20 protein-coding genes and 1 tRNA gene are annotated in these 25,254 nt (G+C 31.2%); 15 read left to right on the top strand and 6 right to left on the bottom strand.

Annotated elements, in window-relative coordinates; translation table 11 throughout:
* Positions 1-1,458: 1,458 nt before the first annotated feature.
* Positions 1,459-3,576, bottom strand: a complete 2,118-nt coding sequence (locus ACHRV3_RS15115; RefSeq protein ID WP_395435264.1) for a glutamine--tRNA ligase/YqeY domain fusion protein — start codon at positions 3,574-3,576, stop codon at positions 1,459-1,461.
* A gap of 107 nt (positions 3,577-3,683) precedes the next feature.
* On the opposite strand from ACHRV3_RS15115, the gene folB reads away from it, so the two are divergent.
* The 3 genes from folB to ACHRV3_RS15130 all read left to right on the top strand — a co-directional run bounded on the left by folB (position 3,684) and on the right by ACHRV3_RS15130 (position 5,042).
* Positions 3,684-4,043, top strand: coding sequence for a dihydroneopterin aldolase (gene folB, locus ACHRV3_RS15120; protein ID WP_395435265.1), 360 nt, complete (start codon positions 3,684-3,686; stop codon positions 4,041-4,043).
* Between the two features lie 93 nt (positions 4,044-4,136).
* Positions 4,137-4,207: transfer RNA gene (locus tag ACHRV3_RS15125), tRNA-Cys, on the top strand.
* A 298-nt stretch (positions 4,208-4,505) separates the two neighbouring features.
* A complete protein-coding gene (locus ACHRV3_RS15130) occupies positions 4,506-5,042 on the top strand; it encodes a hypothetical protein (RefSeq protein ID WP_395435266.1) in 537 nt (178 codons plus the stop codon).
* Positions 5,043-5,183: 141 nt separating this feature from the next.
* Here the strand turns inward: ACHRV3_RS15130 and ACHRV3_RS15135 are convergent, their stop codons facing one another.
* From ACHRV3_RS15135 to rnr, 3 genes are read right to left on the bottom strand one after another with little or no spacing between them, the layout of a single operon-like run.
* The gene (locus ACHRV3_RS15135; protein WP_047774587.1) at positions 5,184-5,864 is read right to left on the bottom strand and encodes a LysE family translocator; all 681 of its coding nucleotides are present in this window, start codon (positions 5,862-5,864) and stop codon (positions 5,184-5,186) included.
* A 15-nt stretch (positions 5,865-5,879) separates the two neighbouring features.
* Complete coding sequence (locus tag ACHRV3_RS15140) at positions 5,880-6,548, bottom strand: head GIN domain-containing protein (protein ID WP_395435267.1); 669 nt, start codon at positions 6,546-6,548, stop codon at positions 5,880-5,882.
* A gap of 24 nt (positions 6,549-6,572) precedes the next feature.
* A complete protein-coding gene (gene rnr / locus ACHRV3_RS15145; RefSeq protein ID WP_395435268.1) occupies positions 6,573-8,753 on the bottom strand; it encodes a ribonuclease R in 2,181 nt (726 codons plus the stop codon).
* A gap of 109 nt (positions 8,754-8,862) precedes the next feature.
* Here rnr and ACHRV3_RS15150 point away from each other — a divergent pair, with 109 nt between their 5' ends.
* Positions 8,863-9,096: a DUF2007 domain-containing protein gene (locus ACHRV3_RS15150; protein ID WP_047774592.1), complete on the top strand. Its 234-nt coding sequence runs from the start codon at positions 8,863-8,865 to the stop codon at positions 9,094-9,096.
* 2,015 nt (positions 9,097-11,111) lie between these two features.
* Positions 11,112-11,543, top strand: a complete 432-nt coding sequence (gene rpiB, locus ACHRV3_RS15155; RefSeq protein ID WP_395435269.1) for a ribose 5-phosphate isomerase B — start codon at positions 11,112-11,114, stop codon at positions 11,541-11,543.
* A gap of 143 nt (positions 11,544-11,686) precedes the next feature.
* Here the strand turns inward: rpiB and ACHRV3_RS15160 are convergent, their stop codons facing one another.
* Complete coding sequence (locus tag ACHRV3_RS15160; protein ID WP_395435270.1) at positions 11,687-11,956, bottom strand: DUF1294 domain-containing protein; 270 nt, start codon at positions 11,954-11,956, stop codon at positions 11,687-11,689.
* A gap of 148 nt (positions 11,957-12,104) precedes the next feature.
* Between ACHRV3_RS15160 and ACHRV3_RS15165 the strand changes: the two genes are divergently transcribed.
* Together ACHRV3_RS15165 and ACHRV3_RS15170 are read left to right on the top strand one after the other, a co-directional pair.
* Entirely contained in the window at positions 12,105-13,403 is a 1,299-nt protein-coding gene (locus ACHRV3_RS15165) for a Fic family protein (RefSeq protein ID WP_395435271.1), read from the top strand.
* Between the two features lie 59 nt (positions 13,404-13,462).
* Positions 13,463-15,586, top strand: a complete 2,124-nt coding sequence (locus ACHRV3_RS15170; RefSeq protein ID WP_395426249.1) for a Tex family protein — start codon at positions 13,463-13,465, stop codon at positions 15,584-15,586.
* Positions 15,587-15,694: 108 nt separating this feature from the next.
* Here ACHRV3_RS15170 and ACHRV3_RS15175 read toward each other — a convergent pair whose 3' ends face one another.
* The gene (locus tag ACHRV3_RS15175; RefSeq protein ID WP_047774603.1) at positions 15,695-15,880 is read right to left on the bottom strand and encodes a twin-arginine translocase TatA/TatE family subunit; all 186 of its coding nucleotides are present in this window, start codon (positions 15,878-15,880) and stop codon (positions 15,695-15,697) included.
* Positions 15,881-16,089: 209 nt separating this feature from the next.
* Between ACHRV3_RS15175 and ACHRV3_RS15180 the strand changes: the two genes are divergently transcribed.
* The 8 genes from ACHRV3_RS15180 to ACHRV3_RS15215 all read left to right on the top strand — a co-directional run bounded on the left by ACHRV3_RS15180 (position 16,090) and on the right by ACHRV3_RS15215 (position 25,250).
* A complete protein-coding gene (locus ACHRV3_RS15180; protein WP_230004069.1) occupies positions 16,090-16,590 on the top strand; it encodes a peptidase in 501 nt (166 codons plus the stop codon).
* A gap of 11 nt (positions 16,591-16,601) precedes the next feature.
* Positions 16,602-18,086: a GH3 auxin-responsive promoter family protein gene (locus ACHRV3_RS15185; protein ID WP_230004071.1), complete on the top strand. Its 1,485-nt coding sequence runs from the start codon at positions 16,602-16,604 to the stop codon at positions 18,084-18,086.
* Positions 18,087-18,126: 40 nt separating this feature from the next.
* Positions 18,127-19,806, top strand: coding sequence for a DUF6909 family protein (locus tag ACHRV3_RS15190; protein ID WP_047774606.1), 1,680 nt, complete (start codon positions 18,127-18,129; stop codon positions 19,804-19,806).
* A gap of 9 nt (positions 19,807-19,815) precedes the next feature.
* Positions 19,816-20,805, top strand: a complete 990-nt coding sequence (locus ACHRV3_RS15195) for a hypothetical protein (RefSeq protein WP_395435272.1) — start codon at positions 19,816-19,818, stop codon at positions 20,803-20,805.
* A gap of 102 nt (positions 20,806-20,907) precedes the next feature.
* Positions 20,908-21,456 carry a hypothetical protein gene (locus tag ACHRV3_RS15200; RefSeq protein ID WP_047774608.1) on the top strand — a complete coding sequence of 183 codons (549 nt, stop codon included), beginning with the start codon at positions 20,908-20,910 and terminating at the stop codon, positions 21,454-21,456.
* 155 nt (positions 21,457-21,611) lie between these two features.
* A complete protein-coding gene (locus tag ACHRV3_RS15205) occupies positions 21,612-22,880 on the top strand; it encodes an oligosaccharide flippase family protein (protein ID WP_395435273.1) in 1,269 nt (422 codons plus the stop codon).
* Positions 22,880-24,142: a hypothetical protein gene (locus ACHRV3_RS15210; protein ID WP_395435274.1), complete on the top strand. Its 1,263-nt coding sequence runs from the start codon at positions 22,880-22,882 to the stop codon at positions 24,140-24,142. Before ACHRV3_RS15205 ends, ACHRV3_RS15210 begins: the two co-directional genes overlap by 1 nt.
* Complete coding sequence (locus tag ACHRV3_RS15215) at positions 24,135-25,250, top strand: glycosyltransferase family 4 protein (RefSeq protein ID WP_395435275.1); 1,116 nt, start codon at positions 24,135-24,137, stop codon at positions 25,248-25,250. The genes ACHRV3_RS15210 and ACHRV3_RS15215 overlap by 8 nt, the downstream gene beginning before the upstream one ends.
* Positions 25,251-25,254 lie beyond the last annotated feature (4 nt).

The following is a 25,254-nucleotide window of genomic DNA, read 5'->3' on the forward strand; positions in this document are numbered from 1 at the left end:
TTGAAAAATGTTTTATAGAAAAAACAGCATCAAAATTGGCACACAATAAGAATTAGATCATAAAATTATTATTTTAAGAAATCAATTTAGAGTACACACTAAAACAAAAATTGCTTTTTTGATTCCAGCGAAACTCTCTTTAACATCTTAATACGAAATCATCAATTTTAAAAAAATCACTACTGACTTCTGGTATGATCGTAAAAATACCAACTTTATAAACAATTCTATGTTAATAACCCGTTAAACTAAGAAAAACGAAGATAAAAACTTAAATAAAGCACCCAAATCAACAATAATTTAAAATACACCTATTGATATAAAAGAAAATAAAAAACAGCTTACGATAGTTTTATGAAGGTCAATTTTAATTACAAACAACTATTAAAATTTAAAATTCAATAGTTTTTATAAATAATTATAAAATACTTTTCAAATTAATTTTATCATAATTAAAATTGATTAAAACTTAGCGTTTCTCTTTTTAGAGAAATTCATACACTTCAAAAATGGCAAATCTCTCAAAAAATAGGAAACCAATTGTATTCTCAACTTTATAAACAATTTGGTGTTAATAAACCAAAAAAATGAGCAAAAAGAAGGCTAAAATTAAAATAAAGCTTTCTTTTTAATGATCTTAAAAAAGAGGAATTATGAGTCAGGGGAAATAAAAAAACGTCTTAAAATACATTTATGAAAGCCGTTTTTAATTACAAATAACTATTAAATTTTAAATATCAATAATCATAATCAATAATAAACAAATAAGAAAAATAATAAAATAACTATCAACATAATTGATGATTAGTCTAAAAACCCATTTAGTTCGATTTTATTTTTTTTCGGATCAAAATCTACAAAATAAATTGCGTTCTAAATTTTATAGAAGATTCAGTACCTAACAACTCAAAAATGAAGGCAAAAAAAGGTAAATTTAAAATAAGGCTTCTATTTCAAAGATTTTTAGAAATACGATTTAGCACTCGCAAGAAATAAAAAGATGCCTTAAAAAACATTTATGAAAGTCACTTTTAATATAAAATAATTATAAATATTAACTTTATAATAGATAAAATATATAATAATTAAAATATACAATTACAAAACAAATTATCAATAAAATTTATACTAAAGTATGAAAGTCTCTTTTTAAAACTTAATCCATTCTTCGAGTGGCAAAAAACTACAAAAGGACTATAATTCTCAACTTTATAAACAATCTAATGTTGATAACCCTAAAAGCAAGGTAAAATAGACGCTAAAATTAAAATAAAGCTCTTTATTTAATTATTTTTCAAAAGATGATTAATGAGTCGGCAGAAACTAAAAGACGTCTTAAAATCAATTTATGAAGGTAGTTTTTAATCTATAAAAATTATTAAATTACAATTTTCAATAGAAAAACTATATAATAAAAAAAAGCGCTTAAAAAAGCGCTTTTAATAAATAATCTTGATATTATTTCTTTACCATCTCTCCAAGAATTTCAATTTCTCTCTCAGAAGCATTTTTCGGCGGATTTGAATATAATTTCAAAATATCGTCTTCAAACTGATTTTTGAAAGCTTCATTTTCCAAATCTCTTAAATTCAAAAGTGCTTTTGATCTTACATAAGTCGATTCACTTCTTAAAGACATTGTATATAATTTTTTGATTTCTTCTTCTTCAAAATCAGAAGATTTCAAACTTGAATATTTCAAAATAAACTGAGCAAATAACAACGAACTCTTATTATTATTGCTATTTTTCTTTAAAGAATTTTGCAATAAAGAGAAACTACTAACATTTTTGATGCTCTCCCCTATTGCACTTTCAATTGCAATACGTTCTGCTTTTGTTTCCACTTTGAAATATTTGTTGATATCTTTCAAAGAATTATTAATACTATTTTCTTCTTTTTTACCTTTTTCTTCCCAGGCATCTTTCAATCCAACGGTTTTGTTAAAGACTAATTTTGAAGCAGTTGAATCTTTATCAACCGTAAAATAGCCTAAACGTTGAAACTGAAATTTGTCTTCATTTTGTGCTGTAGCCAAACTTGGTTCTACAAAACCTGTCACAATTTCTAATGAATTTGGGTTCACAAAATCCAAGAAATTCTTATCTTTATAACCATCCGGAGCTTCATCTGTAAACAAACGATCGTATAAACGAACTTCTGCTTTAACGGCATGAGCAATAGAAACCCAATGTAAGGTACCTGATACTTTTCTTTGGCTTGCTTCAGTCCCACTTCCGCTTAAGGAATCCGTATCATAAGTTACATGAATTTCAGTAATATTACCTTCAGTATCTTTTATAACACTCTCCCCTTTAATGATATACGCATTTTTAAGGCGTACTTCTTTTCCTAAAGTCAAACGGAAATATTTAGCCGGAGCTTCTTCTAAAAAGTCTTCTCTTTCTATAAACAATTCACGTGAAAAAGGTACTTTTCTGAAACCAGCACTTTCATCTTCCTGATTATTTTCGGCTTCTAACCACTCTTCTTTTCCTTCCGGGTAATTTGTAATAACCAATTTTACAGGATCTAAAACAGCCATTACACGAGGTGCAATTTTGTTCAAATCTTCACGAATACAAAATTCTAAAACCGATACACTAATCAAATTATCTCGCTTTGCAATACCAATTGTATTAGCAAAATGACGTAAAGAAGCAGCAGTATATCCTCTTCTTCTTAAGCCCGAAATAGTCGACATTCTAGGATCATCCCAACCATTAACATGTTGTTCTTTAACTAATTGCTGTAACTTTCTTTTACTTACAACAGTATGCGAAAGATTACGTCTTGCAAATTCTCTTTGCTTTGGACGTAACTTATTTTCATCTAAAATCTGATCTAAAAACCAATCGTATAATTCACGGTGAGGCAAGAATTCAAGCGTACAAAACGAGTGTGAAATTTGTTCTAAATAATCACTTTGTCCGTGTGCCCAATCGTACATTGGATAGATTTTCCAAGTATCTCCTGTTCTATGGTGTTCTTTGTGCAAAATTCGGTACATAATAGGATCACGCATCAACATGTTTGTCGATTTCATGTCTATTTTTGCACGAAGAATATGAGTTCCGGCTTCAAATTCACCGTTTTTCATTCTTTCGAATAAATCTAAATTTTCTTCAACAGAACGATTTCTATACGGACCGTCTACTCCTTCAGTTGAAGGTGTTCCTTTTTGAATGGCCATATCTTCAGAAGACTGACTGTCAACATAGGCTTTATTATTTTTAATTAATAAAACAGCCCAATCATACAATTGTTGAAAATAATCTGAGGCATAACGTTCTTCTGACCAGGTATACCCTAGCCATTCAACATCTTTTTTAATTGCATCAACAAATTCCTGCTCTTCTTTTTCCGGATTAGTATCGTCAAAACGTAAGTTTACAGGCGACTGATAATCAAGTCCTAAACCAAAATTCAATGCAATAGAACTTGCATGTCCGATATGTAAATAACCGTTTGGTTCGGGTGGAAAACGAAAATGAAGTTTGTTATTTGACAGACCTGATTTCAGATCTTCTTCTATGATTTGTTCAATAAAATTGAGTGATTTCTCTTCTGATGCCATTATTTTATAGTAATTTTAGCAAAGATAAAAAAAAGGTTTCAGGTTTCAGGTTTAAAGTTATTTTAGTCACAGTAAACCTGAAACTTAAAACTTGAAACAAAGACAAAATGGGAGTTATAAAATTAAAAAACATCCGTACTTTTTCGTACCATGGGTGTTTAATTGAAGAAGGAAAAATTGGATCTGATTACACTGTCGATCTAAAAATTAAAGCTAATTTACAGCAATCAGCAGATACGGATCACTTAGCTGACACGGTAGATTATGTCCATTTGAACAAAATTGTAACCGAAGAAATGGCTATTCGTTCGCATTTATTAGAGCATGTGGCTAAAAGAATCGTACTTCGTGTCCTGGAAGAGATAAAATCTATAGAAAAAACTACCGTTTGGGTATCTAAAATAAATCCTCCTATTGGTGGTGATGTTGAGACGGTTACCATAAAAATGACAGAAAAGAGAAAGTAATCCTTTTTAAAAAAGGCGTATTTTTTTAAAATTCTTCTCTTTAAACTTTTGAAATTTAAAGATTTTAGTTACTTTTGCCATCCGTTCAAGTACGGCGTCGTGGCCGAGCGGCTAGGCTGGGCTCTGCAAAAGCTCCTACTCCGGTTCGAATCCGGACGATGCCTCAAAAACCTTCAAAGCAATTTGAAGGTTTTTTTTATGCTAAAACTTAAAAAATTCCAATTTTTAAAATTCCAAATTCCAATCTCCTTAAATATCGCAAAGGTTGTAAAGTTGTAAAGCTTAAACGTTTCGTTTTTTCTTTTGATGAAGGAGAAAAAACAATCAATACGTTGCACATGACAGGTTTTTAAAACCTGTTAGGCGTAAAAATTATACTACCTTTTTCTATTTAATAAATTATGTTAAAGCAACTTACATTTAATAGGTATTATTCCCTATTTTTATTTAAAAAACATAAATATGAGAAAGCTACTGTTTATAATTCTATTTTCAAGTTTTGCATCTGCTCAAAACATAGCCCGGGACACTTTGTTAAGTAATAACCAACCTGCAACTATTCTAAAATTAGGAAAAACTAAAGTCTATATCCTTCAAAACAAAGATAAAATAACTCCATACGTGTTGCAAAAAGATGGTAGTTATATCTCTAAAGGTGTCCCCTTTGTTTCGATTTTAATTGATAAAAAGTATTCAGGAGATACTAATGAGCTTATTAAGGCATTATTTGAAAATAAACAATCAGTACCAGGAGAAATTAATAAATCGATTGTTAAATCTGACGAAACAAACGTCTTTATCAGGACAATTAAACTTAAAAAAGAAAAAAAACTAAGCTTACATGTTACTTATCCTTTAAGTGATCGTTTTATAAATATGTCTTTTGCTGTTAATTATATCGATGATAAAGATGCTGATGAAAAAGATAATGCAATGAGAGATATAATTCAAAATGGATTTATCGTTCTGGAAAATTATTACGAAACCAGGAAAATATAAATTAACTACAAATTTAGATTAGAATCTAAAAGATATTATTAATTACACCTAACAGGTTTTTAAAACCTGTTAGGTGTAATTCTTAAAACATAAAAAAACCTCTCAAATGGAGAGGTTTTCTATTTTTATCTAAATGCTAAACTACTTATTTTCAATCTTTTCAAAGGCATTTTTTACCATTTCTTTTTCTTTAGGAAACCAGCCTTGTACGATTAAAACTAATCCGAAAACCATTAAAACGATACTAATGACCTTTTTGATTTTTAAGATATTTGTCGGTGTCATTTTAGACTTTAATTGCTTAGCTAATAATATTTTAATACAATCAACTGCCAAGTAAGTAATGATAACTGAGGTAAAGAAAGTCATCATTCTCGGGGTCTGCATTTGTAATTTTGGGCCGACAGAAATAATAACCGCCAACCAAAAACCAAGGACACCAATGTTGATAACGTTCAATAAAAAACCTTTTACAAACAAACTGGCATAATTTCTTTTTATAATATCGCGATCAATTTCTTCGTCATTAATCTTTTCTTCTTTCTTTAGTTTTACAAAGGAAATAATACCGTACGCCAGCATTATAATTCCACCGAAAATAAAAAGAGCCGGTTTATCTTTTAAACTCTGAATGAGTCGATAACTCCCTAAATAAGCAATAGCTATAAAAAAAATATCACCTAATACTACTCCGAAATCAAAAACTATTGCAGCTCTAAATCCCTTTGTAATACTGGTTTCCAGCAGTATAAAAAATACTGGACCTACCATAAAACTCAGAAAAAGTCCCCACGGCAGTCCAGCTAAAATATCATTTATCATTCAAATACAATTAATTTACTTTACTTCTTCAATTTTTCCTCCGAAAACCGTTTTCTGATTGATTTGTTTTGGTTTTCCATAAATGTAAATAGAGCCTCCTGCGCTTACTTTAGCATCTACAAGGGTAGAAGCATTCACATCTGCTTTTCCTCCCGCAGAAACGCTTACTTTCGTTTGAGAGGTACTTAATTTACTTGCCAGAAGATATCCTCCTGCTCCCAAACTTGCATCCTGATTCGCTGCTTTACCTGATAAAGTGATTTCACCACCGGAAACAGAGCTTACATTTAGCTTATCTACATCTAATGCTACATTGATTTTTCCGCCTTCTTGTGCACTAACTTTAAAAACAGTAGCTTTTATAGCTTCTTTTCCGTCTACAGTTGCGCCTTCATTAACATCTATTAGCTCAAGATGTTTATAATACAGCGTAATATCCAAATCATTACCGGATAATAATTTAGGGAAAGGCATTCTTAATTTTAATAATCCTTTTTTGTTAACCACTTCAACTTCTGCTTCACGAGTCCCTTTTATGACAATTTTATTTTCTGAAGACGGCACCAGTTTTACACTTAGCTTATCAAAAACTTTTACAGAATCAAAATCTCCTAACTCTTTGGTTACTTGTCCAAAAGACAATTGTGCCACTAATATCGCGGCACCTATAATTAATTTTTTCATGTTACTTTTCTTTTAATTTAACAACTATTCAGCTCTTCTTAAAAAATGAAAATCCAATTGTTTCTTAACTAAATCTGCATTTTTTACTTTAACGTAAATTTCATCTCCTAATTGTAAAATACTGTTTGAAGTCGCACCAACTAAGGCATACTGCTTTTCATCAAAAGTATAATAATCGTCTTTTATTTCGCGAATTCTAACCATTCCTTCACATTTGTTCGAAACGATTTCAACATAAATTCCCCATTCCGTAACACCTGAAATAACACCCAAAAACTCTTCGTCCTGATGGTCCTGCATGTATTTTACCTGCATGTATTTGATACTATCACGTTCCGCATTAGTCGCTAAACTTTCCATATTTGAGCAATGCAAACATTTTGTTTCATACACTTCTTCGTCTACAGATGCTCCTTTGTCTAAATAATACTGCAGTAAACGATGCACCATAACGTCCGGATAACGACGAATTGGCGAAGTAAAGTGACTGTAATAATCAAAAGCCAGACCATAATGTCCAATATTCTCTGTCGAATATTTGGCTTTACTCATACTTCTAATGGCAAGAGTATCAATTAAATTCTGCTCTTTTTTACCGTTTACTTCTTCCATCAAAGCATTCAGTGATTTCGAAATATCTCCTTTGTTTCTAAAATCAATCTTGTAACCAAACTTTGCAATAACCGATTGCATGGCAATTAGTTTGTCTTCATTTGGCTCATCGTGAATTCTGTAAACAAATGTTTTCTTTTGTTTTCCAATGTATTCGGCCACTTTTCGGTTGGCTAAAAGCATGAATTCTTCAATCAGATGATTGGCATCTTTTGAAACTTTGAAATAAACGCCTTCCGGTTCTCCTTGTTCGTCTAAATTGAATTTTACTTCTACTTTATCAAACGAAATGGCACCATTGGCCATTCTTTTTCTTCTTAGAATCTTAGCTAATTCATCTAATTTTAAAGTAGCCTGAACAATTTCATCTGAAACTAAATACGAACTTCCGGTAATTGAAATATCAACCGGGATCGTATGATCTTTTGTTTCAATGATATACTGTGCTTCTTCGTAAGCAAAACGCTGATCAGAATAAATTACAGTTCTTCCAAACCATTGGTTGATAACTTGTGCATTTTCTGAAACTTCAAAAACAGCAGAGAATGTATATTTTTCTTCGTTCGGACGTAGTGAACAGGCAAAATTAGACAAAACTTCCGGAAGCATTGGCACTACCCTGTCAACTAAATAAACCGAAGTAGCACGTTGATAGGCTTCATCATCTAAAATCGTTCCTTCTTCCAAATAATAGGAAACATCGGCAATATGGATTCCGATTTCATAATTTCCATTCTCTAACTTTTTGAAAGACAAGGCATCATCAAAATCTTTTGCATCTTTTGGATCTATCGTAAACGTAAGCGTATCACGCATATCACGACGTTTTGCAATTTCAGCTTCCTGAATGGTAGTGTCTATCTTTTGTGCATAAACTTCTACTTCTACCGGAAAATCTGCCGGCAAACCGTATTCTGCTAAAATAGCATGAATCTCTGTATTGTGTTCTCCTGGTTTTCCTAAAACACGAATCACAGATCCAAATGGACTATCGGCTCTTTTTGGCCAATCTTCAATGGTAACCAAAACAACATCACCATTTTCTGCTTCGCCTATTTTATCTTTTGGAATAAAAATATCGGTATACATTTTAGGATTTGCTGTAGAAACGAAGGCAAAATTGGCCTGAATGTCAATAACTCCGACAAAATCAGTTTTATTTCTTTCTACAACTTCAATTACTTCACCTTCAGGTCTTTTACCTTTTCTTCGGTTGTAAACGTATACTTTAACTTTGTCTTTATCCAGGGCACGATTCAAATTATTCGTTGGGATAAAAACATCTTCTGTAAAATCAGGGCAAATGAAATAAGCTGTTTTACGGCTTGTCATATCAATTGTTCCTTCGTAGTAATCCTGACTTTCTGCTTTTACTAAATATTTACCGGGTTCAGATTCTATAATTTTTTTTGAAGCAGCCAGAATCTTTAAATCTTTAATAATCTGGTTTCTGCTTTTGGTATCATCAAGTTCTAACTTTGCTCCTATCTGTTTGTAATTAAATGCTTTATTCGGGCTTTGCGATAAAATCTTTACTATCTTACTGGAGAAATCTTTCTCATTTTTTATCGGCTTTCTAATTTTCTTACTCATATATCTTTTCTTATAAGGTTTAAAATTACAAATAAGATATCAGATAACAGATTTTAACAAATAGAATTATTAAAAATATAACTTTCGTATCTTTACAAAAAGACCTTTTATGGAAACCTTTAAAACGATTGCCATATTCAATTTCGAGCACGAAACGGTAATTCTCAAACACTTACTGGAGCAAGAAGGAATTCCTTATTTTTTTGAAAACGAAATCACCTTATCTGTGGTTCCCTTCTACTCTGCAGCGCTGGGTGGAATCAAACTCAAAGTACATCCCAACGATTTCGAACAAGTTCAGGAAATCCTGGACAATCTCAACAATCCTTTGAAAATCGTTTGAAACAATTTACAATTTCAAAAATCAATTTCAATTACAAATCAATCTGAAAACTCAAATTCAGTTTTTTTCTTTTTAAACTTTCAAAGTTGTCAACATATATTAAATACAACAAAAAAGAAATTTTAAATTTAATTAAATTTTGGTTGTTATTATAGCGTGTTAATAGGTACAATAATTTTATTTTTAAAAGTATTGAAATGAAGTTTCTCTTAGTTATCTAGAGTTATCAACATACTTATATTTTGTTAAAGGATTAGTTTTTAAGACTTTTTGAATTTTAATTAACAACGGTTGACAACCTAAAATGAATTGATTTTGTAGATAAGTTCATATGTCGATTTTTGTTGAAAATGGTATTTTTGATCTTGATAACTTTTCTAAAAATTCATGAAACTTTATTAGGTTATTTCATTCCGGTTTTGGATTAGGTTTTTTTTTGACACGACCAAAAAAAACTTCTAATTTTCTATCTTTAGTTATTAACAGATAATGTTAATTTAAGGTTAACTGAATATCAATGAATTAGGTTTCAGTATTAACATTCTAAAATTTTAACAAAAACATTGTTTATTCTTAATTGATAATCAGCTTCTTATGGAGATACTAAAATTGTTAATAACGTTAACATTTTGAAATTAAGGCAGTTGTATTAGATGTTTTTTCGCGACGAATTGCAATAACTTCCACGAATTGAAAAAAGTGTTTATAAAGTGGCTATTTCTATAAATTCTAAAAGAAAAATTGGTAAAAATTGGTGTAATTCAAGGCAAACTTTTCTTTTAAAATTGGTTAAAAATAAAATGTATTACTGATATATTGATTATCAGTAATTTATACAGATGTTGATAATTGTTAATAACGTTAACGCATTTAATATTAGGTAGTTATTTTTCTTTTTTTTGCCACGAATTACATGAATTACCGCAAATTGAAAAAAAATATTGATAACGTGTGTATTTCTGTAGTTTTAAAAGAAATATTAGTGAATATTGGTATAATTTGTGGCTAACTTTATATTTTTAAGTTATTTTATTTAGGGTTTGTTATGTTTAGTATCAATGAGTTAGATATAGGTAATAAATAGGATATGGTTTAGAATAAAATACACTAATTATGTATTGATTATCAGATATTTATATAGATATTAGCAATTGTTAATAACGTTAATTAACTTAAAATAAGATAGTTATATAATACTTTTATGCCACTAATTGCACTAATTTTCACTAATTGGAAAAAAGTGTTTATCAAATACCTATTTAGGTAATTTTTAAAAAGAAAAATCAGTGAAAATCGGTAGAATTCGTGTTCAGCTTTACGTTTTAAGTTAGTTTATAATAAAAATGCACTATTTGTATCTTGATTATCAGTGATTTATATGGATATTCATAATTGTTAATAACCTTAATGTGTTGAAAATTAAATAGTTATTTCATTCCCGAATTTCGTAAAATGCCCATTCCTATAATTTTAAAAAGAGGAATTAGTGTAATCCGTGTTGAACTTTACGTTTTAAGTTAGTTTATAATAAAACTGTATTATTTGTATTCTGATTATCAGTGATTTATATAGATATTAATAATTGTTAATAACATTAAGATATTGAAAATTAAATAGTTATTTCAGTCACTAATCGCGGTAATTTTCCCGAATTATATAAAATGCCCATTCCTGCAATTTTAAAAAGAGGAATTAGTGAAAATTAGTGTAATCCGTGTTGAGCTTTAGGTTTTAAGTTAGTTTATAATAAAAGTGCACCAATTATATCTTGATTATCAGTGATTTATATAGATATTAATAATTGTTAATAACGTTAAGATATTGAAAATTAAATAGTTATTTCAGTCACTAATCGCGCTAATTTTCCCAAATTTCATAAAATGTCTATTCCTGTAATTTTAAAAAGAGGAATTAGTGAAAATTAGTGTAATCCGTGTTCAACTTTTCTTTTGAAATAGATTTACTTCAAAATTCTTTGGTTAAATTTGTGCCACACAACTTAATAGTATTTAAAAATGAAAATCTCGATAGGAAACGATCACGCAGGACCAGAGTATAAAAAAGCAATTGTTGCGATGTTGAAAGCAAAAGGATATGAAGTAACCAATTACGGAACTGATTCTGAGGATTCTGTTGATTATGCTGATTTTGGACATCCGGTGGCCACTGATGTATCTGAGGGAAAAGCTGACTTCGGAATTGTAATTTGCGGAAGTGGAAACGGAATAGCAATGACAGCAAACAAACACCCAAAAGTTAGAGCTGGTCTTTGCTGGACTAAAGAAATTGCTTATTTAACCCGTTTACATAATGATGCTAACATTGTTAGTATTCCGGCACGTTTTACTTCTATTCCTCAGGCTGTAGAAATAGTTGAAACGTTTTTAACTACAGCATTTGAAGGTGGGAGGCACCAAAATAGAGTAAATAAAATTGCTTGTCAGTAAAGATTAAAAAAATCGGGTGCTTCGCACTTTAAGAAATAGAATAAACCGGGCGGATTTTATAAATTCACCCGGTTTATTAGTTTTAATTACTTTAATTTCAACTTTTTATGGTTTGTTTTTGCAGTTGTTAACAATGTTAATAACTAGATTTTGTTCGTTATTTTTAGGAATACTATTAAGGCTTGAATTAGAATAATTATCAAAAACTTTACAATAAAAGAGATTTTACTCGTTTTATGTCTAAACAATATCATTGCCAGTAATAATCCGACTGAGCCGCCAATTAAGGCCATTGTAAACAATGTATTTTCGGGAATTCTGCGTTTATTTTTGATTGCCAGATATTTATCATATCCGGCGATGAGAAAATCGAGACTATTTACAATTAAAAAATAGAGTAATAAAACTTTCATGGGACTAAAATTAGAAACAAAGATATCATTTAGTTAAAGGAATAATCAGGTGTGATTTTGATTTTAAAAAAGAGAATAAAATTAGTAAAAAATGCGAGATTTGTCTTGAATCTCGCATTTTTTACTAATTTAGTATAAAAATAGTTTTATGTTAGAGCATGCACCCATATCGAAATATGACACTAGCACTATCGATTTGCTTAAGCAACTTACATTATCAGGTGAATTGAAGGAAATTAATGATGACTATTTGTATTGGGATAAAGTAAAATATAAAACCAAATCAATTGAACCTGAACAGTATTGGAATGCTGTTAAATTATCCAGATCGTTCAATAAACAAAATATTCTGTTTGGAACCTATCAGTTTAATTTTAATGTTACGGATTATATTCTAAGACTTTTGCATCAATTTGATTTAAATATTGGAGGTAATTTAGGGAGTAATGTAGGTATAACAGAAACGGATAAGAATAAGTTCTTGATAAGTTCAATAATGGAAGAAGCTATTTCCAGTAGCCAAATGGAAGGTGCAAATACCACCCGAAAAGCTGCCAAGGAGATGATCCAAAAAGAACGGAAGCCAAAAAATAAATCAGAGCAGATGATTATGAACAATTATGCTACAATGAAGTATATTGTTCAGCATAAAAATGATGATTTAACGCCGGAAAAACTTCTTTTTATTCATAAGCTAATAGCTAATAATACTTTAGATTCCATTGAAGAGGAGGGGAAATTCAGAGAGAATAATGATATTTATGTTGTAAATTATTCTAATAGTGAAATAGTTCATATACCTCCAAAAAAGGAAGAAATTGAATTAATAATGAATGATTTATGTGTCTTTTTTAATGAAGAACAAAAAACATTTATTCATCCGATAATTAAAGGTATTATCATTCATTTTATGATCGGCTGGATACATCCATTTACAGATGGAAACGGAAGAACAGCACGTGCCCTATTTTATTGGTATATGCTTAAAAATGGGTATTGGCTTACAGAATATTTAACTATTTCGACAATTATAAAAGATACAAAAATTCAATATGAGAAAGCGTTTTTATATTCGGAAATAGATCAAAACGATCTTACTTATTTTATTACGTATCACATAAAAACGATGGAAAAAGCTTTTATTGCTTTGAAAGAGTATATTAGCAGAAAACAAAATGAAGTGATTCAAGCAGCAAAATTTATTAAAATACCGAACGTAAATGATCGTCAGGCTCAAATTTTAAAAATTTTAAATGAAGATTCGGATCGAGTTTTAAGTAGTAAAGAAATGGAAAACAGGTTTGGAATATCAAATTTTACCGCCAGATCAGATCTTAACAATCTTGAAAGTTTAGGTTTTCTCGAAAAAATACAAGTGAACAAAATAAAACACAATTTTATAAAAGCGAAACAGTTTAATAAAATTTTAAAATCTTATAAATTATAAAAATTACGAGATTCTTGTTAAATCTCGCAGTTTTTATATCTTTTTTAAAACAATAAATAATGACTAATATTCAATTCATTGCCAAGTCTGTTCAAACAGCAGCGATCAACATTCAAAACACGGTAAAATTATTAGACGAAGATTGTACAATTCCGTTTATCTCCCGTTACCGAAAAGATACGACGGGAAATCTGGATGAAGTGGTAATTGAACAAATTGCGAAGCTTCAGAAAGAGTATGATACGATTGTAAAACGTAAAGAAGCAGTTTTAAAATCTATCGAAGAACAAAAAGCGCTTACGCCGGAATTGAAGCAAAAAATTGAACAAAGTTTTGATTTACAGGAGATAGAAGATTTTTATCTTCCTTTTAAAAAGAAGAAAAAAACAAAAGCAGATGTAGCCCGTGAATTCGGTTTAGAACCATTGGCCAAAATTATAATGTCGCAAAATGATGTTGACGTTGATTTTATTTCGACGCAATATCTTAATGATAATGTTATTAATGAAGAAGCTGCAATGCAAGGCGCTCGTGATATTGTTGCAGAGTGGATTAATGAGAATATTTATGTTCGTAAACAACTTAGAAGGTTATATCAGCGCAAAGCAACGATCGCTACAAAAGTGGTAAAAAAGAAGGAGGAAGATGAAAATGCCAAGAAATTCAGTCAGTATTTTGACTGGGACGAACCCTTAACCAAAGCGCCTTCACACCGATTATTAGCAATGCTTCGTGCAGAAAATGAAGGTTTTGTTAAAATGAAAATCGAAGTGGATCTTGATGAAGCCTATGATATAATAGACGAAATTGTGATCAAAAAACAAAATAGCACCACTGCACATTTACAATTGGCGATTGAAGACAGTTATAAGCGCTTGTTAAATCCGGCAATTGGAAATGAAACCCTCCAGGAAGCCAAAGCCAAAGCCGATGCGAATTCTATTCAGGTTTTTGCCAATAATTTAGGACAGTTGTTACTAGCACCGCCTTTAGGTGAAAAAAGAATTCTGGCAATAGATCCGGGTTTTAGAAGTGGTTGTAAAGTAGTTTGTCTGGACGAACGAGGTGATTTGTTGTACAACGAAACTATTTACCCGCATGCCCCTCAAAATGAGGAAACCATGGCAATCAAGAAAATCCGTTCAATGGTAAATGCGTATCAGATTGATGCCATTTCAATCGGAAACGGAACGGCTTCAAGAGAAACGGAGTTTTTTATTAAAAAAATTGCGTTTGACAAGCCGCTGCAGGTATTTATTGTTTCTGAGGCAGGAGCATCGGTATATTCCGCTTCAAAAATTGCGCGTGAAGAATTTCCAAATTATGATGTTACCGTTCGTGGTTCGGTTTCTATCGGGCGAAGACTTTCTGATCCTTTGGCTGAATTGGTAAAAATCGATCCAAAAGCAATTGGAGTAGGACAATACCAACATGATGTTGACCAAACGAAACTTAAAGAAGAATTAGACAATACGGTAATTCGTTGCGTGAACTCAGTGGGAATCAATATCAATACGGCAAGTAAACATTTACTAAGTTATGTGAGTGGAATAGGAGAGAAGCTGGCTGAAAACATTGTGCAATACCGTTCAGAAAACGGCCCTTTCGAAGATCGAAAACAGTTAAAAAAAGTGCCTCGCTTAGGCGAGAAAGCGTATCAGCAAGGAGCGGCATTTATCCGAATTTCGAATGCAAAAAATCCGTTAGACAATTCGGCTGTGCATCCGGAAGCTTATCCGGTGGTAGAGAAAATGGCAAAAGATCTGAAACTTTCCGTAAACGACTTAATTGCCAACAAAGAGAAAACAGCCCTAATTAAGGCCGAAAACTATATTACACCTGAAATTGGTTTACTAACGTTAAAAGACATCATAAAAGAGCTTGAAAAGCCCGGATTAGACCCTAGAAAGTCTGCGAAGGTTTTTGAATTTGATGCCAATGTAAAATCAATCAAAGACGTTAGAACCGGAATGATTTTACCGGGAATTGTGAATAACATTACCAATTTTGGCTGTTTTGTTGATATCGGAATTAAAGAAAGCGGATTGGTTCACATTTCGCAGCTAAAAGCAGGTTTCGTGAGCGATGTAAACGAAGTGGTAAAACTGCATCAACATGTTGATGTGAAAGTAACGGAGGTTGATGAGGACAGAAAAAGGATTCAATTGACGATGGTACTTTAAAAAAATTCCAATTTTGAAATTCCAAATTCCAAATTTATTGGAATTTTTGAAATAAAAAAAATCCCAAGACTACAGTGTAGCTTGGGATTTTTAATACGTTTAAAAAAACTATTGTTTTGTTTCTTCCTCTTCTTTTTTGGCAGCAGGAGCAGATTGATCGTCTTTGGCAGCATTTTTAAATTCCTTAATTCCGCTTCCTAAACCTTTCATTAATTCTGGAATTTTTTTACCTCCAAAAAGTAATATCACAATACCTACTATTACGAGGATTTCTGTAAGACCTAATCTTCCCATGATTGTATATTTAATGCCGAAGCAAATTTGTATCTAATTTTAGGCAAAGGTATATAGAATTAGCATACGGGAAATGATTTTGCTCGTAATTTTTTATCTTAATAGGCGTTAAATATTCCATAAAATAGTAATTTACGAACATTCCCTTAATTTTGGCAGGTATCAGAAAGATGATTAATTCTTATATTTGCTCGCAATAAATAACGATAATGGCCAGGAAGAAATTCAATTTCAGAAAAAAATTATTCATCAAAAACCGGTTAATTATTTTGAATGAAGATACTTTCGAAGAGCAGTTTTCGTTGAAACTGACCTTGATGAATGTGTTTGTTGTTTTCTCCTTAGGCGGTATTTTTTTGATTTTAATTACTACTTTCATCATTGCATTTACACCACTGCGCGAGTTTATTCCGGGATATTCTTCTTCTGAATTGAAACGAAATGCCACGGAGTTAGCCATAAAATCAGATTCTTTAGAAAGAGCCTTAAAGAAAAATGAGGCTTATATAAAAGGAGTTCAGAAAGTGCTGAGGGGTGAATTGGAGTATGCAAAATTCAATAAAGATTCCATTCTCGCAGAAACCGATGAAGCTGCTGAAGTAAATATGAAAGTTACAGAAGAAGAGCTTAAATTAAGGGAAGAAGTTAATAAAGCAGAGAAGGAGTCGAACGGAAAAATTAGAGATAAAAATAAAAAAGAGAAGAAATAATATCATAAAGGATGTCTATTAAAGCTGTAGCGGCAAAATTATTTGCCAGTAAAATATACTATCAAACATTTGCCTGGGCCAATAAACCGGTCGAAACCCAGCAAGAAGTTTTTAAGCAGTTAATTCAAAGTGCTAAAGAAACTCAGTTTGGCGTTGATCATCATTTTGATAAAATAAAGTCTGTTCACGATTTTAAGAAAAGAGTTCCAATTCGGGATTATGAAGATTTAAAACCGTACATTGATAAGGTTAGAATGGGCGAAAAGGACATATTGTGGAAGGGAAAGCCTCTTTATTTTGCAAAAACTTCGGGAACAACTTCCGGAGCAAAATACATTCCGCTGACCAAAGAATCAATGCCGTATCATATTGAAGCTTCCCGAAATGCGATTTTGCATTATATCTACGAAAGTGGAAATGCAGATTTTGTTGACGGAAAAATGATTTTTCTGCAAGGAAGCCCTATTTTAGTAGAGAAATACGGAATTAAATTTGGCAGATTATCTGGAATTGGAGCACATTTTGTACCGAAATATTTGCAAAAAAACCGAATGCCATCCTGGGAAACCAACTGCATCGAAGATTGGGATACCAAAGTAAATGCTATTGTTGAAGAAACAATTGAACAGGATATGACCATTATTTCGGGAATTCCATCTTGGGTTCAAATGTATTTTGAGCGTTTGCAGGAAAAAAGCGGTGGAAAAAAAATAGGAGAGTTATTCAAAAATTTTAATTTGTTTATTTACGGCGGAGTTAATTACGAACCGTATCGGGCCAAGTTTGAAAATATGATTGGCAGAAAAGTAGACAGCATTGAGTTGTTTCCGGCCTCTGAAGGCTTTTTTGCCTATCAGGATTCTCAAAAAATTAAAGGAATGCTTTTGTTACTGAACTCGGGAATTTTTTATGAGTTTATCAAAGCAGATGAATTCTTCGAAAATAACCCAAAAAGTTATACAGTTGGCGAAGTAGAAATTGGAGTAAACTATGCATTGATTATTTCTACAAATGCAGGACTTTGGCGATATAATATTGGAGATACCGTTCAGTTTACTACCTTGTTTCCGCATCGCGTGATTGTTTCAGGCCGAATCAAACATTATATTTCTGCTTTTGGAGAACATGTTATTGCCAACGAAGTAGAAAATGCAATGAAAGAGGCGACAGAAGGAACAAAAGTCGTAATTAACGAATTTACAGTTGCACCACAAATCATACCGTCAAGCGGATTACCGTATCACGAATGGTTTGTAGAGTTTGAAACAGAGCCGGAAAGTATGGAAGTCTTTGAAGAAGCAATTGATAACGCAATGCGAAAGCAAAACATTTATTACGATGATCTGATTACCGGGAATGTTTTGCGAAAAGTAGTGGTGACAAAAGTTTCGAAAAACGGATTTCAGGATTATATGAAATCACAGGGAAAATTAGGCGGACAAAATAAAATTCCACGACTATCAAATAATAGGGATATAGCGGATAATTTAAAATAGAAATACAGCTTATTATTTATAAGTTTGAAAATTAAATAAAATGAAAGAGACAAAACACATATCAAGATCAAGAGCACAGGAATCATCAGCAGCGATAGAAAAAATGTACATTACCATGCGTCATTTATTCAACCGTGGTTTTTACAAACCAATGGGAGTCTCAGGGGATAGTTTACGTGAATCTTTATTGGCGCTTCGTCCGGAAATTTATGGAAACATTGCTGAAGAGAAAGTAGAGTTAAATGGACTTTTGTACGTAATAGAACGTCTTCCAATTGGAATTGAACAATGCCGATTTATTAATTTAACCTCAGATGAAGGGTATTCTAAATCACATTTTCAAGCGATTGTTCCTCCAAAAAGAAGAAGAAACTGTTACCGCATTGATGAGGAGCAAATGAATGTTGAAATCACACGTGGTCGTTCAGATATTTACGATATACTTACGCATTTGACGTTTATTTTCATTGAATCACATAAAATAAAAAACAGAGTTTTATTGGATGATGGAGGCGAAGTTTCACGCGATTGGATGAAATTGGAGCAAGCCGTAATGCAAACCAAAAAATTATCTTTAATAGAAAAGGAAAAAGCCATCTCGCATGTTGCGAATATTTTAGGCAGAACCTTCGAAGAGGTTTTGGATATTTATGATGCTTTTGGTTCAGATGACGTTCCGGATCGTTTTTTACATGTTATTTATTGGTTAGGAAAACTAGCAATCGAAGAAGTAATTGACAACAATAAACGTACGATTACCTTTAGTCCGGTTTTACGAGAGCGTTTAGGACACCATATTCACGGAGAGATCTGGGCAACAAATATTAAGGAAGTTTTAAAAGCAAATAATCTGTTGAAGCGTCCAATACACGTTATTAGTGCCAACATGCACAGTGTAATGAATTCTATTTTTGCAACTCCGTTGTTGAAAACAAAATTCAAGGACAAATCTGATTTCTTTATTTATGAAGAGTTAAGTAAATCAGGTGCTAAAGAAACCAGAAAAGGAGTTGAAGACCTAGCATTGAAAAACGGAATGATTTCGTTATTGGATACCTCAGGAACCAATATTGACGTTCAGATTTTTGATACCGCAAAAATTGACTGGACAAAAACAGCTTTTCCAAAAGCAAAACTGGAGGAAGAAAAACCGGTGATCATTGTAATGGATTATGCTTTTGGAGAACAAGCGTATGAAACCATTGATGAACTTTTAAAACCGTTCAAAAAAGACACTTTGTTAGAAGTAAAATCAGTGTCAATAATGGGGAAAGCCGGAATTTTAGAGGGTGGAAAAGGAGATATCATGATTCCGACTGCCCATATAAATGAAGGAACTGCGGATAATTATTTCTTCGAAAATGAATTAACAGGAGCCATGTTTGAAGGAAATGACATTGCCGTTTTTGAAGGCGCTATGGTAACTGTTTTAGGAACATCCTTGCAGAACAGAGACTTGTTAAAATTCTTTCACGAATCGACCTGGGGGGTGATTGGTCTTGAAATGGAAGGTTCTTATTATCAAAAAGCAATACAATCGGCATCAAAAATCAGAAAAAGTGTGCCACACGATATCAAAGTAAGATACGCTTATTATGCATCAGATAATCCATTAGAAACAGGAAGCACCTTAGCTTCAGGAGGACTTGGAACGACTGGTGTAAAACCTACTTATTTGATCACGATTAAGATTTTAGAGCAAATTTTTAACATAAAATAGAACTTATAGATGAGTACAAAAGTACCTCAAAGCCAAGAAGATCAGGAAATTGATTTGTTGCAGATTTCTAAAAAAATAAATGATTTTTTCCAAATGATTAATTCATCAATTTTTAGAGGAATTCAGTTTTTTATAAAAAACAAGATTGTTGTTTTGGCTTTGGTTATAATTGGCTTTGGTCTGGGAATGTTTTTAGATAAAACTCAAAAAAGCTATGAGCATCAAATTATTGTTGCACCAAATTTTGAGAGCACAGATTATCTATATGCTAAAGTGAATTTAATTGATTCTAAAATTAAAGAGGGTGATACCCTTTTTTTAAAGGGGACAGTTGGAATTCTGCACCCTAAAAAATTTAAGTATATTGAAATCGAACCGATAACGGATATTTATAAATTGATTGAAGATAAACCTGAAAATTTTGAATTGATCAAGTTAATGGCAGATAATGGAGATATTAAAAAAACCATTGAGGATAATCTGACAAGTAAAAACTACCGATACCATAAGATTTCGGTGTTTACAGATAGTGTAGTTATTGATAATGAAATAATGGAATCTCTTCTTAATTTTTTTAATAAAACAGAGTATTTTAAAAAAATTCAGGAGGCAAATTTGATTAATGTAAAAGCGAAAATGGTACAAAATGATACGACCATTTCTCAAATTAATAATGTATTAAAAGAATTTTCTACAAATGTGAATGGTTCTCAGAAAAGTGACAAGTTGGTCTATTATAATGAGAACACACAGCTTAATGACGTTATTAAAACGAAGGGAGATTTAGTTAAAGAACAGGGATATCACAGGCTTGAATTAATAGGCTATGACAAAATTATAAAAGATATAAGTACTACATTAAACATTGAAAAAACAGGTTTATTTTACGGAAAAAAGAAGTTATTGTTGCCTTTCGTGTTTGTTTTTGGCTATATTTTCTTAAGTTTTTTTAGAGCTTTTTATAGAAAACAAAAGCTGATTATTGAGAATAATAACTAATATTTTTATCTGAATAATAGCATAAAAGATCATGTTATCAGTTTATGTAAAGCATTATTTTTTTAAGTCTTAAAAAACTAATTTAGGCCAAAATTTTAAAAAATGAGAACAAAATTAATTTTTACAAGTTTGATTTTAGCATTAACTTTTATTTCTTGCAAGAAAGAGGTTAGTAAAGAAGAAATTAAACCGATTGAAGTTGAAACGAATAAAAATAATTTTCAAGTAACTTTAACGGCAATAGTCAAAACGGACGATAATTTTCAGTTATACTACAGTCAAGACGAGTATGATGTTCCTTATAAGGAAGAAAATTCGGTTTGGGTAGCTGTAAAAGCGAATGATAATCCACAAGATATTGTTTTTAATTTACCGGAAGATGTAATTCCTAACTATCTCAGAATTGATTTTGGTACCAATGAAGCACAAAAAGAAGTTACCGTCAAAAATTTTAAGATGAAGTATTTCAGCAAAAGTTTTGAAGCCAAAGACTCGCTATTTTTCAACTACTTTATTCCGAATGATTGCGTTAAAATCCTTGACAAAAAGAATTCAGTTGTGCAAAACATCAAATCTCAAAAAGGAATTTATGATCCGTTGTTTTATTCTGAGAAAGCACTTTATGATCAAATACAATTAATTGTAAAATAAGATCATTTCATACTATTTGAGAGCCATATTTTGTGGCTCTTTTTTTTGAAATAGGTAATCTAGGTTTGATCTAAAATGATTTGTTAAGTTGAACTTATATTATTTTAGAACAGACAGGTGACCATATAGTAAATTTGTAAATAAATCATATCATTTTGTTTAAATCAAAATATCTAAATGTATTGCAGCATAATAGAATTAAAAATTTTATTATTTATGGAATTGGCCAGGTCTTTAATCTTGTTAGTCCGCTTTTGGTAATGCCTTATTTGGTTGCTATTTGCGAAAAAAAAGGACTAGGGAAGATTGGCGTTGGGTTTTCTTTTGCTTTAATATTAAATGTTTTGGTTGATTACGGTTCGTATATTAACGGAACCAAAGAAATATCTATTAACAGAAGCAATCCTGAGATCATTAAAAGAAAAATAGTTTCAGTATATATAATGAAATTGTTTTTGATAGTAGTCTTACTGTTACTCGCCTTTTTGCTGATCTGTTTTGTACCCTTTTTTAATAAAGAACAAGCGGTTTTCTTCTTTAGTTTTTCATATGTTATTGGACAATTCATTAACCCTACATGGGTTTTTCAAGGTTTAGAAAATTATAAATGGATTACTTTTGTTAATATTACTTCTAAGATTATCTATGTGGCCGGTGTTTTTATTTTTATCAATAAAAAGGGTGATTATATTTATGCCAATGCGTTTTTGGGATTGGGGTTGATAATTGCGAGTTTAATAGGATTAATTAGTCTGATAAAAAAATATGATCTTCGACTCTATAAAAATGTTTCAAAGGACGCTTTAGAGCTATTAAAAAAGGATTTTTCCCTAACATTTTCACAATTGTTTCTTTCCTTTTATCAATACCTGCCGATTATGATAATTAGTTATGTGGGAGGAAATAATATGGCAGGACAGTATAGGATCATAGATCAGATTATTATGACTTTCAGGACTTATTTGCAAATGTTTTTCAATTTTATCTATGCAGATGTTTGTTTACAGGTTCATAAGAATTTGAAAAATGGAATTTCACAGTGGTTTAAGTATAATGGTTTAAATTACGTACTAGTATTATCATTATTGATTATTGCAGTTGTTTCTACAAAGCAAATTTTATTATATTTCAATATTCGTTCAAATGAATTAGAATCGATGACATTGTTTTTCAAAACTGGTTTAATTATTCCAATATTTATGGCAATCTCTATGGCTTTAAAACAATTACTTTTTGCATTAGACCGGAATAAGGAATACATAAACATTACAATTGGATCCTCCTTTTTTAGCTTATTTGTGTTTTTCATATTAGTAAAAAACATTGGATTACAAGGGGCTTTTATAGCAACAATAAGCATTGAAATATTGATTATAGTATTATATGGCATCGTTTTAAAACCAATAATAAGATTGAGCAAGTAATGATGAATTTAACCATTTATAAAAGTTTTCCGTATCAGATTTTATTTTTGCTCTGCATCGGAGTCTCTTTGTTTGCTAATTACGAACTCACTTTTGCCGTTTGGGTTTTAACTTTATTGATAACTATTAAAAGAAAATATTCTGTTACTATTATCAAATACAGTGCTATTTTTCTTGCGATACTTTTAATTGCAGTGGTTTCTACTTTATTCAGTGCGACAACCGTTTTTTTATTCATTAGAGATTTTACCTATCTAGTTAAACCCATTTTAGGATTGTTGGTGGGGTATCAGCTTTGTAGATTCAGTAGTAAATTGGCCTTAAAGGTTATAGTGTATACCGGATTAGCGATTGCTTTGATGCACTTGATAATGTTATTTTTTACGGTACTTGAATTTAGAACTTTAAGTGTTAATCTTTTACGGGAACACGGGGGCTATTTTAGTGATTATGAGATTTATGTACTAATTATTCTTATTTTTTATAAAAATCTGAAAGTAGAAATTTCAAAAAATCAGAGAAGAATATTGCTGGTAATAATAGGTTTATCAAGCTTTTTGTATCTGGCACGAACAAATTTGATTCAGTTTATAATTTTATATATAGGCTTAAAAGGATATTTAATTTATAGTAAGAGATCTTTAAAAGTAATTTTATTTGTTGCATTGGGTGCAATTATAGGTTACACGGCGATTGTTTACATTAACCCAAAAAGAGAAGGGAAAGGGATACAGGCTTTTTTATATAAAGTAAAAATTGCTCCCGTAGAAGCTTTTAAAACAAGAATAGACAAGGATGACTGGAAAGATTTTAACGATAATTACAGATCGTTTGAAAATATAATTGCCGTAAAACAGGTTTCAAGTAAGGGAAACAGAGCTATTTTTTTCGGGGAAGGCTTAGGTTCAACCCTAAACTTGGGCAGAAAAGTTTGGACAAATGATCATGAGTACGTTCAGTATATTCCTATTGTGCACAACGGATACATGACCGTGTTTTTAAAATCGGGACTATTGGGTGTTTTTTTGCTTCTTATTTTTTTGATCGCTTTATACAGACAAAAAAGATCGGATATCGAGGCAGTACAAAGCATTAATTATTTATTAATTGGAACCAGTGTTTTCCTCATCGTTTCCAACTGGGTCTTTCTGGGATTGTATTTAAAATTGGACAATAAATCGATAATAATTGGGTTTCTGATAGCGCTTAGAGAAGTTATTATAAGGGAAAATAATCGTCAAAAAGGCATAGAAAATGAGTAGTAAAAATACCATCAGTATTTTTGTTGATTGTCATGTTTTTGACGATGGCTTTCAAGGAACAAGAACCTATTTAAAAGGGTTGTATTCTGAGCTAATCAGACAACAGGAACTTCATTTTTTTTTAGGGAGTACTAAACCGGATCACTTAGCGTCTATTTTTGGTAATCATTCAAATGTTACCTACATAAAGTATAAATACCACAACAAATATTTGAGGTTACTCGTTGATATACCTCAAATTATCAAAAAGTATAAAATTGATTTTGCTCATTTTCAGTACATCGTTTCCCCTCTTAAAAGGTGTAAATATATCGTTACAACCCATGACGTACTGTTTATCGATTTTCCGGGTTTCTTCCCGTTTTTTAGCAGAATGGTCAATAGAATTGTATATAGACAAAGTGCTAAATTGGCCGATATTAGACTAACTGTTTCTGAATATTCTAAACAGCAAATCCAGCAACATTTTGGGATATCTAACTACGAAATTACACCGAATGCCGTTGAGGACGCTTTTTTTAAGGAGTATGACAAAGAATTGATTAAAGCAAAAGTCAGAAAAGAATTCGCTTTGAATGAATATATTATTTATGTAAGCCGATGGGAGCCAAGAAAAAATCAACAGATGGTTTTAAAAGCTTTTGTTGATTTAGAATTATATAAAAAACAGCAACTTCTTTTTTTAGGAAACCATACTATTGTTGCTCAGGAGTATAATGAAATTTATGACAAATTGAGTCCTGAAATAAAAGAGCAGGTAGTTACCTTAGAAAACACCGATTTTCAGACCATGTTGTTGTTGCTTAGAGGAGCAAATGTATCCGTTTATCCTTCCGTGGCAGAAGGTTTTGGAATTCCTCCACTGGAATCAGTAGCAGCTAAAATTCCAACAATTTGTTCGGATAAAACCGCAATGTCAGATTTTAGTTTTTTTGAGGAATTTTATTTTGACCCATACAATCAGATTGAATTTAATAAAAAACTTCTCCAGATCTTAGAAGAAAACCGAAGCTCAGATTTTGAAATAATGGCGCAGAAGATTAAAGAAAATTACAACTGGGAAAAATCAGCGGATGTTTTATATCGACTAATAAAACAGTATCGCTAATCTG

Origin of the sequence: Flavobacterium sp. FlaQc-49 (assembly GCF_044005985.1) — a bacterium.
GTDB classification, from domain to species: domain Bacteria; phylum Bacteroidota; class Bacteroidia; order Flavobacteriales; family Flavobacteriaceae; genus Flavobacterium; species Flavobacterium cupriresistens.